The organism is Staphylococcus croceilyticus (assembly GCF_002902575.1).
GTDB classification, from domain to species: domain Bacteria; phylum Bacillota; class Bacilli; order Staphylococcales; family Staphylococcaceae; genus Staphylococcus; species Staphylococcus croceilyticus.
This window is the reverse complement of the sequence record NZ_PPRD01000024.1, coordinates 1-16,392: the sequence shown is the minus strand read 5'-3', so window position 1 is coordinate 16,392 and position 16,392 is coordinate 1. Positions and strand designations below refer to the sequence as shown.

14 protein-coding genes are annotated in these 16,392 nt (G+C 34.1%); 9 read left to right on the top strand and 5 right to left on the bottom strand.

Going from position 1 to position 16,392, the window contains the following annotated elements:
- Window positions 1-137: 137 nt before the first annotated feature.
- Window positions 138-2,333, bottom strand: coding sequence for an amidase domain-containing protein (locus tag CD128_RS04525; RefSeq protein ID WP_103328871.1), 2,196 nt, complete (start codon window positions 2,331-2,333; stop codon window positions 138-140).
- A gap of 197 nt (window positions 2,334-2,530) precedes the next feature.
- Between CD128_RS04525 and CD128_RS04520 the strand changes: the two genes are divergently transcribed.
- Both CD128_RS04520 and CD128_RS04515 read left to right on the top strand, forming a co-directional pair.
- Window positions 2,531-5,347 carry a YhgE/Pip domain-containing protein gene (locus CD128_RS04520; RefSeq protein WP_103328870.1) on the top strand — a complete coding sequence of 939 codons (2,817 nt, stop codon included), beginning with the start codon at window positions 2,531-2,533 and terminating at the stop codon, window positions 5,345-5,347.
- A gap of 393 nt (window positions 5,348-5,740) precedes the next feature.
- A complete protein-coding gene (locus CD128_RS04515; protein WP_103328869.1) occupies window positions 5,741-6,733 on the top strand; it encodes an AbiH family protein in 993 nt (330 codons plus the stop codon).
- Between the two features lie 107 nt (window positions 6,734-6,840).
- Here CD128_RS04515 and CD128_RS04510 read toward each other — a convergent pair whose 3' ends face one another.
- A complete protein-coding gene (locus CD128_RS04510) occupies window positions 6,841-7,401 on the bottom strand; it encodes a hypothetical protein (RefSeq protein WP_103328868.1) in 561 nt (186 codons plus the stop codon).
- 198 nt (window positions 7,402-7,599) lie between these two features.
- Here CD128_RS04510 and isaB (CD128_RS04505) point away from each other — a divergent pair, with 198 nt between their 5' ends.
- A complete protein-coding gene (gene isaB, locus CD128_RS04505) occupies window positions 7,600-8,121 on the top strand; it encodes an immunodominant staphylococcal antigen IsaB family protein (RefSeq protein ID WP_103328867.1) in 522 nt (173 codons plus the stop codon).
- Window positions 8,122-8,216: 95 nt separating this feature from the next.
- Here the strand turns inward: isaB (CD128_RS04505) and CD128_RS04500 are convergent, their stop codons facing one another.
- Window positions 8,217-8,615, bottom strand: a complete 399-nt coding sequence (locus tag CD128_RS04500; protein WP_103328866.1) for a YolD-like family protein — start codon at window positions 8,613-8,615, stop codon at window positions 8,217-8,219.
- A 399-nt stretch (window positions 8,616-9,014) separates the two neighbouring features.
- On the opposite strand from CD128_RS04500, the gene isaB (CD128_RS04495) reads away from it, so the two are divergent.
- Entirely contained in the window at window positions 9,015-9,551 is a 537-nt protein-coding gene (gene isaB / locus CD128_RS04495) for an immunodominant staphylococcal antigen IsaB family protein (protein ID WP_103328865.1), read from the top strand.
- Window positions 9,552-9,647: 96 nt separating this feature from the next.
- On the opposite strand, the gene CD128_RS04490 is transcribed toward isaB (CD128_RS04495), so the two are convergent.
- Entirely contained in the window at window positions 9,648-9,890 is a 243-nt protein-coding gene (locus CD128_RS04490) for a hypothetical protein (protein ID WP_207100068.1), read from the bottom strand.
- 262 nt (window positions 9,891-10,152) lie between these two features.
- Here CD128_RS04490 and CD128_RS04485 point away from each other — a divergent pair, with 262 nt between their 5' ends.
- The 5 genes from CD128_RS04485 (at window position 10,153) to CD128_RS04465 (ending at window position 15,777) form a co-directional block, all read left to right on the top strand.
- Entirely contained in the window at window positions 10,153-10,617 is a 465-nt protein-coding gene (locus CD128_RS04485) for an arginine repressor (RefSeq protein WP_103328863.1), read from the top strand.
- A 355-nt stretch (window positions 10,618-10,972) separates the two neighbouring features.
- Window positions 10,973-12,208: an arginine deiminase gene (gene arcA / locus CD128_RS04480; RefSeq protein WP_103328862.1), complete on the top strand. Its 1,236-nt coding sequence runs from the start codon at window positions 10,973-10,975 to the stop codon at window positions 12,206-12,208.
- A 38-nt stretch (window positions 12,209-12,246) separates the two neighbouring features.
- Window positions 12,247-13,677: an arginine-ornithine antiporter gene (gene arcD / locus CD128_RS04475; protein WP_103328861.1), complete on the top strand. Its 1,431-nt coding sequence runs from the start codon at window positions 12,247-12,249 to the stop codon at window positions 13,675-13,677.
- A gap of 39 nt (window positions 13,678-13,716) precedes the next feature.
- A complete protein-coding gene (locus CD128_RS04470; protein WP_103328860.1) occupies window positions 13,717-14,403 on the top strand; it encodes a Crp/Fnr family transcriptional regulator in 687 nt (228 codons plus the stop codon).
- Window positions 14,404-15,015: 612 nt separating this feature from the next.
- Window positions 15,016-15,777, top strand: coding sequence for an alpha/beta hydrolase (locus CD128_RS04465; RefSeq protein ID WP_103328859.1), 762 nt, complete (start codon window positions 15,016-15,018; stop codon window positions 15,775-15,777).
- A gap of 250 nt (window positions 15,778-16,027) precedes the next feature.
- Here CD128_RS04465 and CD128_RS04460 read toward each other — a convergent pair.
- A partial coding sequence (locus CD128_RS04460) for a hypothetical protein (protein ID WP_231917258.1) occupies window positions 16,028-16,392 on the bottom strand: 365 nt, incomplete at its 5' end.

The window sequence follows — 16,392 nt, the reverse complement described above, 5'->3', positions numbered from 1 at the left end:
CCCAGCCCCCTAGGCAAGCATCACAACAGAATGAGTGAATGTTCATCTAAGAATTTCTTTAGAAGACTACAGGCTGAGACGGCACCCCAGGAAAGCGACACAACTTAAACGAGTGATTATCTATCTTAGAAATATTTTTATTTCGGTTCAATATAATGCAATTCTTGCGCAGTATCCGCATCAATCATACGATATGACACAATACCTAAACCTTTAACGTTAGACTCAGACACAACAATCGAACCATCATCGTTAACCTTTTCAACAAAAGCAACATGACCATACGTTGAATCTGCACCAGCTTGACCTGACTCAAACACAGCTGCCGTATGTGCTTTCGGACTACCCGCTACACGATAACCGTCACGTTCTGCACGATTATCCCAGTTATGCGCGTCGCCCCAGTCACCACCTACATGCTTACCAAACTGTTGTACACGTTCGTAAACATACCAAGTACATTGACCTTGAGGATAAGGTGTTGCGTTATCAGTCATCTCAAATGGTTTAAAGTCGCCACCCGAAACATCTTGACCATTTGATGTTGATTTAGCGTATTTATCTAAATCTGGCATAGATTTTTTATCGAAAGCTGTTAAATTGTAATGTTGAATCAGACTATTTAATTTTGTTGCATAATTTGGATCTGTCGCATAGGTTCTGCTTAAATGACTTGTTGCTGAACGATAAGTAGGCGCTTCAGACTTCCAAGTTCCTTTATAAATGCTAGGATTACCATCAATGCCGTGTTTCATTAAACTAGCGTAATCTTCTAATGACGCTTTAGTGTTAGGGTATTTTCTGAAGCCAGCCATAATATTAAACATAGCATTATCACTGCCAGCTTCAAGTGTATTAAAGTTGACAGTTTGTCCTTGATAAGCACCTTTAATACCAAATAAATTATAATTTGGTGCTTGCGCTAAAGCACTTTGTCCTGAACTTGATTCTAGAATCGCTTGAGCAATCATAACTGAAGCATAAATGTCTTGGTCTTGCCCAATTTTATGCGCATCTTTTGCGATAGATTTGATGAAATCGCGTGTATCTTTGCTTTCAACAACGGTCATATTGCCATCGCTAACACTGTTACCGTTCAGTTGTGGCAACATTTGGAATAACCCAGTTGAACGCGTATTATTTTTTCTAATATCATCTTCAAATGATTGGATTGGTGCTGTTTTATGTGCAAGCTCTTCTTTAGTAGGTAATTGCGTGTTAACAGATGCTGATTGTTTATCTTTATTATTCGCAGCTGCTTTTCCGCTCTCTTTAGATGCTTCATAATTTTTATGCGTTTTATTAGCATCTTCGCTATATTTATCAAGCACTGAGTCTAATACTGATTCTGAAAAGCTGTCCCCTTTAGACGCGCTATCAGACTGAGATGTGGCATGTGAAGACGGTTGTTCACTAGTGTTAGTATCTTCATTAGAAGAATTACTTTGTTCATTAGAAGTAGTTTCGTCACTACTTTGATTTGAGTCTTTACCGTTCGTATTATAAGTAGTATCTGTGACTAAGTCATCAATTGCATCTAGCGCTTTACTAATACTTGCATCATCTTTACTTCCATTTGAACTAGCGTTCGTTCCTGTATTTGCTGATCCTTTTTCTTGTTGAGGTGTCTCTGTTAAGCCTGACTTTTCAGATGAAGTATCGCCAACTTGCTCGCTACTCTCACCGTGTGTTGTGTTAGATTGAGATGTTGATGCGTTTTGATTTGAATTGCTCGTATTAGAATGACTTTCTGAAGAAGCATTTTCAGAAGCATCTTTAGAATTCTCAACATGTTCATAATCAGAAATATCACTATCAAAGTTGAATAATGAAGCGATTAAATTCGTTAAACTGAAACCACCGTCAAACACATTAGGATCTAAGAAATGAGAAGAATGATTCCCAGTTAAATTCGGAATATCAAATAATGGTGCTAATGGTGTATGATAAAACGCATTATCATGAGATGATGCCTTATCTGTTTGTTGACGATTTAAACGTGTTGTCGCATCTTTTTTAGATGTTTTGTCGTTAGTAGATTCCTTATGTGCAGTTTCCTTATGAGAGGCTGATGTTTCTTGAGAAGCATCTTCTTCTGTACTATTTGAATCTTCTTTTGAGTCAGTTGAATCACTATCGTTTTTACGTTCTACACTTGTATCTTCCTGAGTCTTATCTTCTTCGGTTGATGGCGCGTCTTCATCACTATGAGCACGAGACGAGGACGCTTTGCTTTCATCAGTCGTATCTTCTGCGTGTGCAAGACTCGTCGTAAATGTAGGAAAGACGAGGGTGGTAGTTAATAAATAGACAATTAATTTCTGTTTCGACATTGCTTGCTTTTCCTCCTACTAGTATGCGAATAATTAATTATTTGTTATAATGCTAGTTAGAAAAAATATAGTTGATATGTATCAACTAATTATTACTTTGCTTAACAAAAGTATTATACTAACTCTATAAATAAAAAAACAACGATAAACTCAAATTTGATATCAAATTTTAATATTTTATTCGTAGGAGTGTGACGATGAAAAACGCACTGAAATTATATAAAACGGACTTAAAGCGTGTGGCGAAAACCCCTGCCGTTTGGGTGATTCTCCTAGGTTTAGCCATCTTGCCGTCATTTTACGCTTGGTTCAACCTTTGGGCGATGTGGGACCCGTATAGTAATACGAACCATGTAAAAGTGGCGGTAGTAAATGAAGACCAAGGTGACAAAGTCCGTGGCACAAAGATTAATGTCGGGGATACGCTAGTCGATACATTGAAGAAGAATAAGAAATTTGACTGGCAATTTGTAAGTCGGGAAAAGGCTGACCATGAAATTAAAATGGGGAAATACTATGCCGGTATATACATACCTAAAGAGTTCTCTCATCAAATCACCGGTACATTAAGAAAGAAACCACAAAAAGCAGATATAGAATATAAAGTAAACCAAAAAATTAATGCTGTAGCACCAAAAATGACAGATACAGGGTCAACAGTCATTGTAGATGAAGCGAATAAACAATTTAATTCAACAGTAACGAAAGCGATTCTTCAAGAGGCTAATAAAGTTGGTATTCAACTTGAAGATGAAGTTCCGACAATTAATAAAATTAAAAATGCAGTTTATGCTGCGCATCAATCATTACCGCAACTGAACAAAATTGCAGATCGCATTGTTTATCTCAATGAACACCAAGATCAGTTAGATGCGTATGCGAACCGTTTCCGTTCGTTAGGTAATTACAAAGGCGATATTTTAGATGCTCAACAGAAATTGAATGACGTTAATGCTGCGATTCCATCATTGAATGAGAAAGCGAAACTCATTTTAGCGCTAAACGAATATATGCCTAATATTGAGCGTGTACTTAATGTCGCTTCTAACGATATTCCAGCTCAGTTTCCACGTCTTAATAGAGGCGTAGATATTGCGAGCCAAGGACTTGATTTAGCGAATACTCGTTTGAATGACGCACAAGGGTATTTAACTATGGCACAACAACGTGTTGGCGATTATCAAGAAGCTGCAAGCCGTGCCCAAGAAGTTAATGGCCAAGCGAATAACGCTTTACGTCAACAAAGCACGTCAGGCATGCCTGATTATAAAGTGCAACCATTGAGTAATGATAATAACAAAGACGCTTTAAACAAAGACCAGATTGTGTCTAAAGATGATGTGAAAGCGATGAACAATGCGCTTGCTGAAGCATTATTGGCGCTATCAAATAATGCGGATACACAGACGAAAGCGACACAATCTGATATTAAAGCCTTGAAGAATGTTACTTATGGCATTATCGGTTCAAATCGACCAACTGAATTTAATGACACATTGCGTAATATTAAAGCTCGTTTTGAAAATGACTCAAAAAATAACCAACGACTTGTAGACATTTTAAAAGAGTTAGAGAACAAAGAACATGTAGATTTATCATCTGAAATTAAACAAGTTGAGGCTGCAAACAACCGTATCAATAATTCTGTACGTTCCATTAATCAACTTATCGATGCATTAGGCAATGGTAGTTCAGGGAAAGCGGAAGCGGTTAATGTCTTACGTGGCTTACCAGATTTAAATACTGGATTAGGCCAATATCGTGACTTTTTAAAACAAGATTTAAACAACCGTTTACTAATGTTATCTAACGACATTACGCAACAATTGAATGAAGGTCAGAATACATTATCAAACGTTCAATCTAAATTAAATACGATTAATCAAGTGATTGTTGCCGGACAACAAATTGTATCAGAAGGCCAAGGACGTGTAGCTAATATTCAAAGTGAATTGCCAGCGTTAGAACAAGCGTATATCAATGCGATGCAAACCGCACAAGCTTATTTCCCAACAGTGAAACAAGACGTCGCAAAAGCAGCTGACTTTGTACGTAACGATTTACCTGACTTAGAACAACGATTAGCAAACGCTACAGCAACAGTTAATGCTAATTTACCTACATTATTTAATAAATATGACAATGCAGTTAATTTATTAGATGAGAATCAACCGCGCGCGAAAGAAGCATTAGCGAACTTGGCAAACTTTGCGCAAAATAGATTGCCAGATATTGAAAAAGATTTAGACAAAGCTAATAACATCTTTAAGAAATTAGATAAAGATGACGCAGTTGATAAAGTCATTGACGCTCTGAAAAACGACTTGAAAAAACAAGCAGATGTTATTGCCAATCCAATTGATAAGAAACAAGTGGACGTCTTCCCAGTTAAAGACTACGGTTCAGGCATGACGCCATTCTATACATCATTATCAATATGGGTAGGGGCACTGTTATCAGTGAGCTTATTATCCGTTGATAACAAACATGAAAGCTTGAGAGATGAGTTAACAACACGACAAATTTATTTAGGTAAAGGTGCATTCTTTATAACTATGGGCTTACTCCAAACCTTCATTGTAGTAGTAGGTGATTTATTAATCTTGAAAGCACAAGTAGAATCACCAACCTTATTCATACTAGTGGCACTATTTGGAGCGATTGTCTTTAATACGATAGTGTATACATGTGTATCGTTACTTGGAAACCCAGGTAAAGCGATTGCGATTATTATGTTGGTATTACAAATTGCAGGGGGTGGCGGTACATTCCCAGTAGTGACAATGCCTAAATTCTTCCAAACGATTTCACCATACTTACCGTTTACGCACGTGATTGATTCGTTACGTGAAACAGTAGGGGGTATCGTACCAGAGATTTTAATTACGAAACTCATTATTTTAGCATTATTTGGACTAGGTTTCTTTATAGCTGGTGTGTTAGGAAAACCAGTGCTAGATCCAGTAATGCGTAAAATTTCTAAGCGTGTGGATGAAAGTAATGTGACTGAGTAACTTATAGCATGTCAGAAACTAAAATGGATTTTCATTTCACTTAAGTTGAGATGCTTGCCTAGGGGGCTGGGTCGAGCCTTGGTCTCGACACTCATCCTGCTCCCTCAGGCGTCACTCAACTACGTTTCGTTATCTATCTTAGAACGTCTTACACAAGTGCACGCGCACTAGTGTTCAATATGAAAAAAAGCCAGGAGTCTCATAACTATGCTTCGTTATCTATCTCTAGAATTACTTTAATAAATAAAGACTATATATAATACAGCTAATAAGACATTTCTTTTGTTTCATTAGCTGTATTTTTTTAAAATATAGAAGTCTAGGTATTAAGAAAAATGTAATGATTTTTTATTTAAAGGCATAATATAAATTACTTTGATATAGGAGATTAAAATGCGACTTACTTTTTTGATTGGTAATGGTTTTGATATTAGTAGAGGATTAAAAACTACTTATAATAATTTTTACGATTATTGTAAAACAAATGATATTTTACAAGAAAATAGTATATATAATGAAATAAAGAATGACGTTACTCTATGGTCAGATTTTGAAGTGTCTCTCGGAAAATATACTGAATCATTAAAAAACAAGAAAGATGTTAAGAATTTCATAAAAGATTTTATAGCTTTTGAAAATGAATTTCTTAATTATCTAGAAAAAGAAAGTGAAAACTATGAAATACAAATTTCAGATAAGGAAAATTCTTTAAATGATACAATTACAAACTTTTATAAAGATATTGATTATGAGGACAAAAATGATATAAATTCATTATTAAGTAAATATAGAGGGCAAACGTTAAACGTTGATTTTATTAACTTTAATTATACTTATGTATTTGATGAATACATAAAATTTAATAATAATCGGAATTTTTTAGATTTTGAAGGTTTTAATTTAAGTGTAAATTATTATACACCTATTCATGTACATAATGATATTAATAGCGGAGCTTTGTTAGGAGTAAATGATGAAACACAACTTTATAACAAAGAATTACTTGGTAAATATCTGAAATATTTAATTAAACCCAATGCTAACCTATATAGTCGTAATTTGAACTTTGGTGCTGTTGAACGGACTATATTAAATAGTAATATTATTTATATTTATGGGATGTCTTTAGGGCAAACAGATAAAAAATGGTGGCAAATAATTGGAAAAGTTTTGAACGAACACGAAGAAACTTATCTTTTTATTCATAAATATGATCCTAGTTTTAAAAATTTAAGAAGAAATATAATAACACTTGATCAAAAAAGAGAAGCGGTTATCGATGAGTTCTTAGCTATAAGTGAATTAAACGAATTAGATGAAGAGGTTATAAAAAAGATAAGTTCTAGAATTTTTATTGTTTTTAATTCTCAAAATGTATTTCGTTAAAAGTATTACTGTCCTAAAATATTTTAGGATTATGGAAACTTATAGAATTTAGCAATTTTAAACCGCCTAATGGGTAGTTGTGAGGACTACGTATTAGGCGGTTGTTTTTAATTTGTTGTTTTATTTGAGTTACTATTCTGTGTTGAGCTATTGCTATTTTGTGTTGAATTAGTCTGTGCTGAATTACTTTGTGGTTTGTTTTGTTGACTGTTCTGTTGAGTACTGTTTTGCTGTGTGTTTTGTTGTTGAGATGTTGATGGTTGATTTGTATTTTTTTCTGTTGTTGCGCTTTCTGAGCTGTTTTGTCTTGAATTGCTTGCTTTATTTTCTGTGCTAGCTTGTTCTTGAGTTTTTGGTGTTTCTTGTGTGTTGTTTGCTTTAGTACTATTAGAATTATCTTGGTTTGAATAATTCTGTTGTGTGTTTTGTATATTTTGTGTTGCTGGTTCTGTTTGAGCGTTTTCGCCATTATCTGTTGTGTTGTCTTGTTCTTGTGTACGCTCTTCTGTAATACTTTCTTTTTTTTGTTTTTTCTCTTTTGATTCGTGTGTTTTAGTTGGGTTGTCATCTTTTATATTTGAAGTTTTATGTGTTGCTGCCAAGAATATTGAGAAACCTAACGCAACAATCAGTAATATGATGACTATGCTTGCCAATACCTTTTTCAAAATATGGTCCTCCGTTTTTCTTTCATTTATTTTATTATAATGAAATTTCATAAAATAGATAGTATATACACATTTTTATAATATTAAATTTTGTTTACTAAATTTTATGCTAAATACATCTAAAGTACAGTGTTTGTTTTTGAGTATTATGCGATAATAAAGATGTAAAACAAATCCAATACAGAAAGAAGGACTATCATGAATAAAGTAGTAAAAACTATTGCTTCAACAACTCTAGCATTTGGAACACTTTTGGGCGTTAGCGCAACGGTATTACCGGTAGACCATACAGCACATGCTGCAGTTAAACCGTATTATTCTTATAATGGTTATATCGATAAAGATGCTAAATTCTTAACAGATAAAAACTTTGTGAATGCTGTTAAACATGACAATGTAACATTTAGTGGAATTAAACTTGCGCCAACTAAAGGTACGAAAGTGGTTGAAAAGTATAACCAAAAATTCACAGGCGTAACTAAAGACGGTAAAAAAGCTAATAAAGTTCAATTTATAGTTAAAGGGGACTTAACACTAAACCAAATTAAGAAAGCGTATGGCAAAGACTTGAAGAAAGTTAATGGAAATGCGAATGATAAAACGGGCGGTATTTTTGAATATAGACCTGTACAAGATGGTTTAGCTACTACATTTGTTGTTAATCATGGTCGTGTAGTAGAAGCAGATATTAGTTATGCTGGCTTTACAACTAGTAAATAATTATTATTTTGAAAAGTAAAAAATGAATAACTATAATGAACAAAAATGGCAATGTCTATTCTATAACATAGACATTGCCATTTTTCACTTAGTGATTATTCCACATTACAAATAACTCCAAATTCGAGTTTCATGGTTTGAGTACCATTTTCATTACTAATTGTAATGTATTGATTCAACATATCAATGCGATGAATGTATGCTGCAATTGAGTGGATGTAGCCGTTTCTCCAATAACTAATCATAGCAAGTTGGCGTTGCGTGTATTTTTGAGTTAATTGACGATTTAATGTATCCAACTGATCTTCTGACAAGGAAGGCATACTGATTTTGTTCTGTTCTTCGATAAACTCACGTAAACGCTCGTATTGTTCAGGCATTGTCGCAAACGGCGCCCACTTCACCATACCTCGACCTTGGGGGATATTAGGGTCGAGGTATTCTCTAGGAATTTTCCGATAATCTGTTTCATTCTTATATTGTTCTGGAATCATTTTAACCACCTCATCACTATTATAGAACATATGTTCGTATATTTGAAGAGGTTTCCTATACTATAAATAAATTTTATATATTTTATGGAATATAATGAATTTTTATTTGAAAATAAATAATAAGGCCATAAGTCTAACAAAGGGGAAGTAAACTTATGACCTCTAGTCATTACATAATATAACTTTTTGTGAAGGAGTTAATGGGGATATTACTCCTATATTTAGTATAGCACAATTTGTATAAAAAAATATTGTTTTCATTGTGAACTTTAATTTAACATTATTTTAATGAAATTATAAAACTAAGTATGTGGTCTCCATTTTCAAAAATAATAAAAATTGTCTAAATGTGGGTTATGGAGTACTATATTTAATAGTTAAAGAGAGAAGGCGAAAGTTATGAGAAAAACAACAAAAACTTTAGTAGCGACAACATTAGCATTCGGTACGTTATTTGGTATTGGTGCGACTGGAGAAGTGGCGCAACATACTGTACATGCAGCAACTTCAGCATATTACAACTACAACGGTTATGCTGGGCAAGATGTGTCATTCGTGTTAGATAAAAACTTCAAAAACGCTGTTAAAGCTGAAAACGTAAAATTTAACGGTATTAAATTAAAAAATACAAATTCTACAAAAAACGTTAAGAAATATGATCAATATTTCAGAAATGTATCTAAAGATGGTAAGACAGCATCTTTACTTGATATGAAAGTAACAGGTCATATGTCACTTGCACAACTTAACAAATTATATGGCAAAGACTTACAAAAAATTGATAATGGCAAAAACAATACGACTGGAATTTATTTCTACCAACCTAATCAAAACGGTATGACAGTATGGTTTGATTTAAATAAAGGTAAAGTTGACCGTGTAGTGATGGGTTATAGCACAACACAACAAGCAATGAAAAAGAACGAAAATATCTAAAATAAAAGCAAAAGACAAATCTAAGGTAGGCGATGCTACCATTAGATTTGTCTTTTTTAATGCTATAAATATTATGTGTAAACAGCATATTTGATGCTATTTTTTATTACCGTAATGACCTACATTATGTGTATTGTGATCAATTACTTTACCAGTTGTTTTATTAACATAGATGACTGATGCACCAGTGTTACCTTGTTCTGCGTATACGACAGGGACGTAACCTTTAGGTAAATCGCTATAACGTGAGATATTTTTATCCACTTTAAGACCCATGCTATTTTCAGTTTCTATTTTATGGCTATTGAAGTATTGTTTCGCCACACTCATTATTTCCACGTCAGAGAGTTGTCTTTTATGATTGAAATCACTTGTGTTATGAACGTTTTGGTCATTTAATTTATATAAAATTTGCTAAATGTTTTATAAATTTAAACGTAAAATAATTGTTCATGAAATGGATAAACAAATACATGCAAATTGATGATAACTTAGAAGTGATAGGCAAGTATAAGCCATGTTAAAGGCAGAAGCTTGTCGACAAAGTATAGAGATTGAAAGAGTTTATCTTCAATCTCAGGGATTAGAGGAGTTTATAACCATGAAAAAAAGTAAACGTCTAGATCTCATCACAACTGTTGTGAAGCAAAATCGTTTTAAGAAAAAGGAAGACATTGCAGATTACATTGAACAACACTTTGGTGTGCGTTACAGTGTGACGACAATTGCGCGTGACTTAAAGGAATTAAAAATCTTTAAGATGCCTGCAGGGGGACAGCAATCGTTTTATAAAAAATTTGAAGCTACGCATCAAACAGATGCGAAAGCGAAATTACTACATTATTATGAAGCGGAAATTCAAAATGTCATTATTCAAGATAGTTATTTATTAATTAAAACGTCACCAGGATTTGCGCAATGTATCAATTATTTTATTGATCGAATGGAGTTAAAAGAGGTGTTAGGCACAGTAGGGGGTAATGATACGCTCATGGTACTAACTGCATCACCTGATATAGCACACTATGTGCATTATAAACTGTTTAATCATAAATATGCGGATTAATGCATAATATATTTGGTGGTATTATAAATTAATCTTCTTTATACTTATTTATGAAATACTGATAAATGAGTATTTCAACATTTTCATTTTCAAAAAATATCTTTAAAAATGGAAATGATTATAAATACAAAATACTGAATAAAAAACTTTTACAAGGTAAATAGTAATAGGTTAATGAATGAAATATACACAGTTAATCATAAATAATATGTAAAACTGTATATTCAAACAAAAAAGTGTATTGAATAGCCAAAAAGTATAAGGAATTAGACATTTATTATGTGAAATAAATCACATAATTAAATTTGAAAGCGCTTTATACTTTGATTGTAGATAAATAAAGGAGGAAATGAATATGACTCAAGGACCAATTCAAGTAAACAGTGAAATCGGTAAATTAAAAACAGTATTGTTAAAACGACCTGGTAAAGAATTAGAAAATTTAGTGCCAGATCACTTAAGTGGTTTGTTATTCGATGATATTCCTTATTTAAAAGTAGCGCAAGAAGAGCATGACAAGTTCGCGCAAACATTGAGAGATGAAGGCGTGGAAGTTGTTTATTTAGAAAAACTTGCAGCTGAAGCAATTGCGGATAAAGCAGTACGCGAACAATTTATTGACGATATTTTAGCAGAATCTCAAAAAACGATTCTAGGTCATGAAGAAGAAATTAAAAAATATTTCGAAACACTATCAGATCAAGAATTAATCGATAAAATTATGGCGGGTGTTCGTAAAGAAGAAATCCAATTAGAAACAACACATTTAGTGGAATATTTAGATGATAGATATCCATTCTACTTAGACCCTATGCCAAACTTATACTTCACGCGTGACCCTCAAGCATCTGTAGGTAGAGGAATGACAATTAACCGTATGTATTGGAGAGCACGTCGTAGAGAATCACTCTTCATCACATATATATTAAAACATCACCCACGTTTTAAAGATGCAGATGTGCCTGTATGGTTAGATCGTAATTCACCATTCAATATTGAAGGTGGCGATGAATTAATCTTATCTAAAGAGGCATTAGCGATTGGTATTTCTGAACGTACTTCAGCACAAGCCATCGAACGTTTGGCTCGTAACATTTTCAAAGATGAGTCTACAACATTCAAGAAAGTCATTGCGATTGAGATTCCAAATAGTCGTTCATTTATGCACTTAGATACAGTATTTACAATGATTGACTATGATAAATTCACGGTGCATTCAGCAATCTTTAAAGAAGAAAATAATATGAACATCTTTACAATCGAATATGATGAAGCGAAAGATGATATCAAGATTACGCAATCCCATAAATTACGTGAAACATTAGCGGATGTGTTAGGTGTGGACCACATCGACTTTATCCCTACTGGTAACGGTGACGTGATTGATGGTGCGCGTGAACAATGGAATGACGGTTCAAACACATTATGCATTCGCCCAGGTGTAGTTGTTACGTATGACCGTAACTATGTCTCTAACCAATTACTACGTGATAAAGGTATTAAAGTTATCGAAATTACAGGTAGTGAGTTAGTGCGTGGACGTGGGGGCCCAAGATGTATGAGTCAACCTTTATTTAGAGAAGATATTTAGGGAGACGAGCAAAATTCCTAAATGTAAGGAGAATCGTTATGAGTGAATCAGGTGAAAATAAATTAGGTAAAACGTCACTGATTGGTTTAGTTATCGGTTCGATGATTGGCGGCGGGGCTTTCAATATCATTTCTGACATGGGAGGCCAAGCCGGTGGACTAGCGATTATCATCGGATGGATTATTACGGCAATAGGCATGATTTCTTTAGCCTTTGTCTTTCAGAATTTAACAAATGAACGTCCTGATTTAGATGGTGGGATTTACAGCTATGCGCAAGCAGGGTTTGGTGACTTTATTGGGTTCTCAAGTGCATGGGGTTACTGGTTTGCAGCCTTTCTAGGTAACGTAGCATATGCGACGTTGTTGATGTCTGCAGTAGGTAACTTCTTCCCAATCTTTAAAGGAGGGAACACGCTACCAAGTATTATCGTCGCATCGATTTTACTATGGGGCGTGCACTTCCTCATACTTAAAGGTGTAGAAACGGCGGCATTTATTAACAGTATCGTGACCGTCGCGAAGTTAATTCCTATCTTTTTAGTTATCGTTTGTATGCTAGTAGTCTTTAATTTTGACACTTTTAAAGCGGGCTTTTATGGCATGACAAGCGGTGGCGTAGGCGTCTTCAGTTGGGGCGACACAATGTCTCAAGTAAAAAGTACGATGCTTGTAACAGTATGGGTCTTCACTGGTATTGAAGGTGCGGTCGTATTCTCTAGCCGTGCTAAGACGAAGAAAGATGTAGGTACAGCAACAGTGATCGGTCTTATCTCTGTATTAGTCATTTATTTCTTAATGACTGTGTTAGCACAAGGGGTTATCCAACAAGATCAAATTTCTAAATTAGCAAATCCTTCAATGGCGCAAGTGCTTGAATATATCGTCGGTCATTGGGGTTCAGTGCTGGTTAACATTGGTTTAATTATCTCTGTACTTGGTGCATGGTTAGGTTGGACGTTACTAGCTGGTGAGTTGCCATTTATCGTCGCGAAAGATGGACTATTTCCGAAATGGTTTGCTAAGGAAAATAGACACAAAGCACCGGTAAACTCACTATTGATTACTAATATTTTAGTGCAATTATTCTTAATCAGTATGCTCTTTACCGATAGTGCTTACCAATTTGCATTCTCTTTAGCATCAAGTGCGATTTTAATACCGTACATGTTTAGTGCCTTCTATCAATTGAAATATACGATTGAACATAAAGGACACGCGACTGCCAAACAATGGACGATTGGTATTATCGCTTCAATTTATGCGATTTGGCTAGTGTATGCAGCAGGTATTGATTACTTATTATTAACAATGCTGTTGTATATTCCAGGTTTATTCGTCTATAGTTTTGTGCAACGTAATAATAAGAAACGTTTAACGAAAGTCGATTACATTTTATTCGCATTGATTATTATTCTTGCGATTATAGGTATCATTCGCTTAGCTATGGGTAGTGTGTCAGTATTCTAATCTAGTTAAGTGTAGTGAAAGTTTTAGGAGCGTAGCGTTATGACTGAACATCCATTTTCCAATAAAAATAAAGCAATTGAATTAGACCAAGCATTTAAACAATTAGCAGCCTATTTGAACATACCGGTAGGCGTGATTCATTCTTATAAAGAAGAATGTTTAGTGCGCCATTATAATAAGGGGCAAGTGATTTACTATTCTTCGGATCAACCTACGCATATGTATTTGTTGTTAGCGGGAAATGTTTTGCGTGAAACATTTAATGCGGAAGGAGATGTGGCACGTTCGTTAAATAAGGAAGATGTGCTCTTCCCTTTGGCGCAATTGTTTTATAAGGACGTTTCGAATGAAATGTGTACGGCAATGACGGATTGTGATGTGATTGGGATGCCTAAGGATTTATTGGAATATTTGTGTAAGACGCATGATGATATTTTTATTACGCTTTTTGAAAAGTTAAATGCGGAATTACGTCTGCAAATGGAATACAACATGGCATTAACGACGAAGTTGGCGAGGGAACGTGTTGAGAAGGTGTTGTATTATTTATGTCATGCGGTAGGGTATGACAATGAGGAGTTTTATGAGATTAAGCAAGTGATGACGATTCAGCTTTTGAGTGATTTGTCTGGGATTTCACGTGAAACAACTGGGCATATTGTGAGTGAGTTGAAGCAAGATAAGATGTTGCTGAAGAACGGCAAAGATTGGCTGGTTCGTAAATAACAAATAGATGTACTTAATAATTTCTAACGAAATTAACTTAACGAAATTTTGATGATAGGTCTAAGATAGATAGTCACTCGCTTTAGTTGAGGCGCTTGCCTAGGGTACAGTTTCAGCCAGAAATTCCTCACAGATAAATCTGTGGGGATTTCTAAGGTCTTCAACTTGTACTGTTCCCTCAGGCGTCGCTCAACTACGCTTCGTTATCTATCTTAGAACTACTTATATAAATGGTATGTATGCAATATGCAATAAACCAACCAAAGTCACACAACATCATTCGTTAGTCATTTTTAGAGTTGATTATTTAAATGTGTGAAGGTTAGTTTAAAAATTTCACACCTAAATCTTCTTATTTATTTTAGGGGTAATTAGGTGTGTGGGTTTAGAAGTATTATTTAATCTTTCTATAATTTACTGCTACTGATTTATGGGAAGTATATGAGTTTATGTTAATTTACCAAAACCTATATAAACTTAAATTGCTACTTTGGGCGTTAGTGTTATCACTAGCGTCTTTTTTAATTGGTGAATTTTAAGATTATCAATAGGGGTGAAAAAGTGTAAAATGGTGATAATACTTTAGTTTATTTTGAAGGGATGAGGAGCAACATGGCGTTAATGACTATTAATTATAAATCTCCGACGATTGGGATGAATCAGTCGTTTGTGGCGATTATTCCGGAGGATGATAGCTTTTTCAATCGTTCACAATCTGCGAAGCCATTAAAAACATTATTATTACTACATGGTTTATCGAGTGATGCGACATCTTATACACGTTTTACTAGTATTGAGCGCTACGCTGAAGAACATCAATTGGCAGTAATTATGCCAAATGCGGACCATAGTGGGTATGCTAATATGGCGTATGGTCATAGTTATTATGATTATATTTTGGAAGTTTTCAATTATGCGCATCAAGTTTTTCCATTATCAAAGAAGCGTGAAGACAATTTCATAGCGGGTCATTCGATGGGTGGTTATGGCACGATGAAGTTCGCTTTGACCCAGAGTGAGTTATTTTCAAAGGCAGCACCATTATCAGCTGTATTCGAGGCGCAAGGGTTAATTGATCTTGAGTGGACAGATTTCTCATCACAAGCAATCACTGGTCAAGATACAACGGTTAAAGGGACAGAATTAGATACATATCATTTAGTAGATGAAGCGGTTGAAAAGGGAGTCGACATACCGCAACTATTGATCCAATGTGGCACCGAAGATTTCCTATACGATGATAATCAACAATTTATGAAATATTTAGATGACAAAGGCATTAAATATCAATACGAAGAAGGCCCTGGCGACCATGACTATGCGTTTTGGGACAAAGCGATTAAACGCACAATCGAATGGCTAGTAGAAGAATAAAACAATATTATTTTGAATACAATATAGAGAATTAAAGTAAATGCTCATATAAACGAAATTGTAGTCATATTATAGAAGATTTAAAAATCCAGAAGAGACATTTGTCAATCTTTCTGAATTTTTATTATTAGAGTATATACAAAAATAGCGTTAAGTTTAGTTATATATAAAATCAGAAACTTCTATAGACAATAGAAATATCTGTAGAAAAAGTTATATTGAGATAACAAAAAGTATTTTATGTATATTTCTATTGTCCTGCTTTGCCAAAGAACAAGTTGAATAACCATTTAATAAATCTTGATAATAAGCATAATAATGCTACTACATAAGCTATGTATGCCCCCAAGAAGAATAAGCTACCTAATTTTGAACCTTCTTCATAACCAAAAATTAAGCCTAAGACATAAAGAATAATACCAATAATGCCAATAAATATTCCTAAACGAATATAAATATTAAAAGACTGAATTACTTCTTGAATGGATTTAGCATTTATCTTTTGATATCTAACTGCTAAAAAGATAATTATAAGAACAGCGATTATAGCACCAAATGTCATTAAGAAACCCCCTTTCATAATAGCAATTAAAATTATACCAAAAAATTTAGTTA

Coding starts and splice junctions, on each gene's coding strand:
- CD128_RS04525 (WP_103328871.1), bottom strand. CDS start 2,333: ATGTCGAAACAGAAATTAATTGTCTATTTATTAACTACCACCCTCGTC.
- CD128_RS04520 (WP_103328870.1), top strand. CDS start 2,531: ATGAAAAACGCACTGAAATTATATAAAACGGACTTAAAGCGTGTGGCG.
- CD128_RS04515 (WP_103328869.1), top strand. CDS start 5,741: ATGCGACTTACTTTTTTGATTGGTAATGGTTTTGATATTAGTAGAGGA.
- isaB (WP_103328867.1), top strand. CDS start 7,600: ATGAATAAAGTAGTAAAAACTATTGCTTCAACAACTCTAGCATTTGGA.
- CD128_RS04500 (WP_103328866.1), bottom strand. CDS start 8,615: ATGATTCCAGAACAATATAAGAATGAAACAGATTATCGGAAAATTCCT.
- isaB (WP_103328865.1), top strand. CDS start 9,015: ATGAGAAAAACAACAAAAACTTTAGTAGCGACAACATTAGCATTCGGT.
- CD128_RS04485 (WP_103328863.1), top strand. CDS start 10,153: ATGAAAAAAAGTAAACGTCTAGATCTCATCACAACTGTTGTGAAGCAA.
- arcA (WP_103328862.1), top strand. CDS start 10,973: ATGACTCAAGGACCAATTCAAGTAAACAGTGAAATCGGTAAATTAAAA.
- arcD (WP_103328861.1), top strand. CDS start 12,247: ATGAGTGAATCAGGTGAAAATAAATTAGGTAAAACGTCACTGATTGGT.
- CD128_RS04470 (WP_103328860.1), top strand. CDS start 13,717: ATGACTGAACATCCATTTTCCAATAAAAATAAAGCAATTGAATTAGAC.
- CD128_RS04465 (WP_103328859.1), top strand. CDS start 15,016: ATGGCGTTAATGACTATTAATTATAAATCTCCGACGATTGGGATGAAT.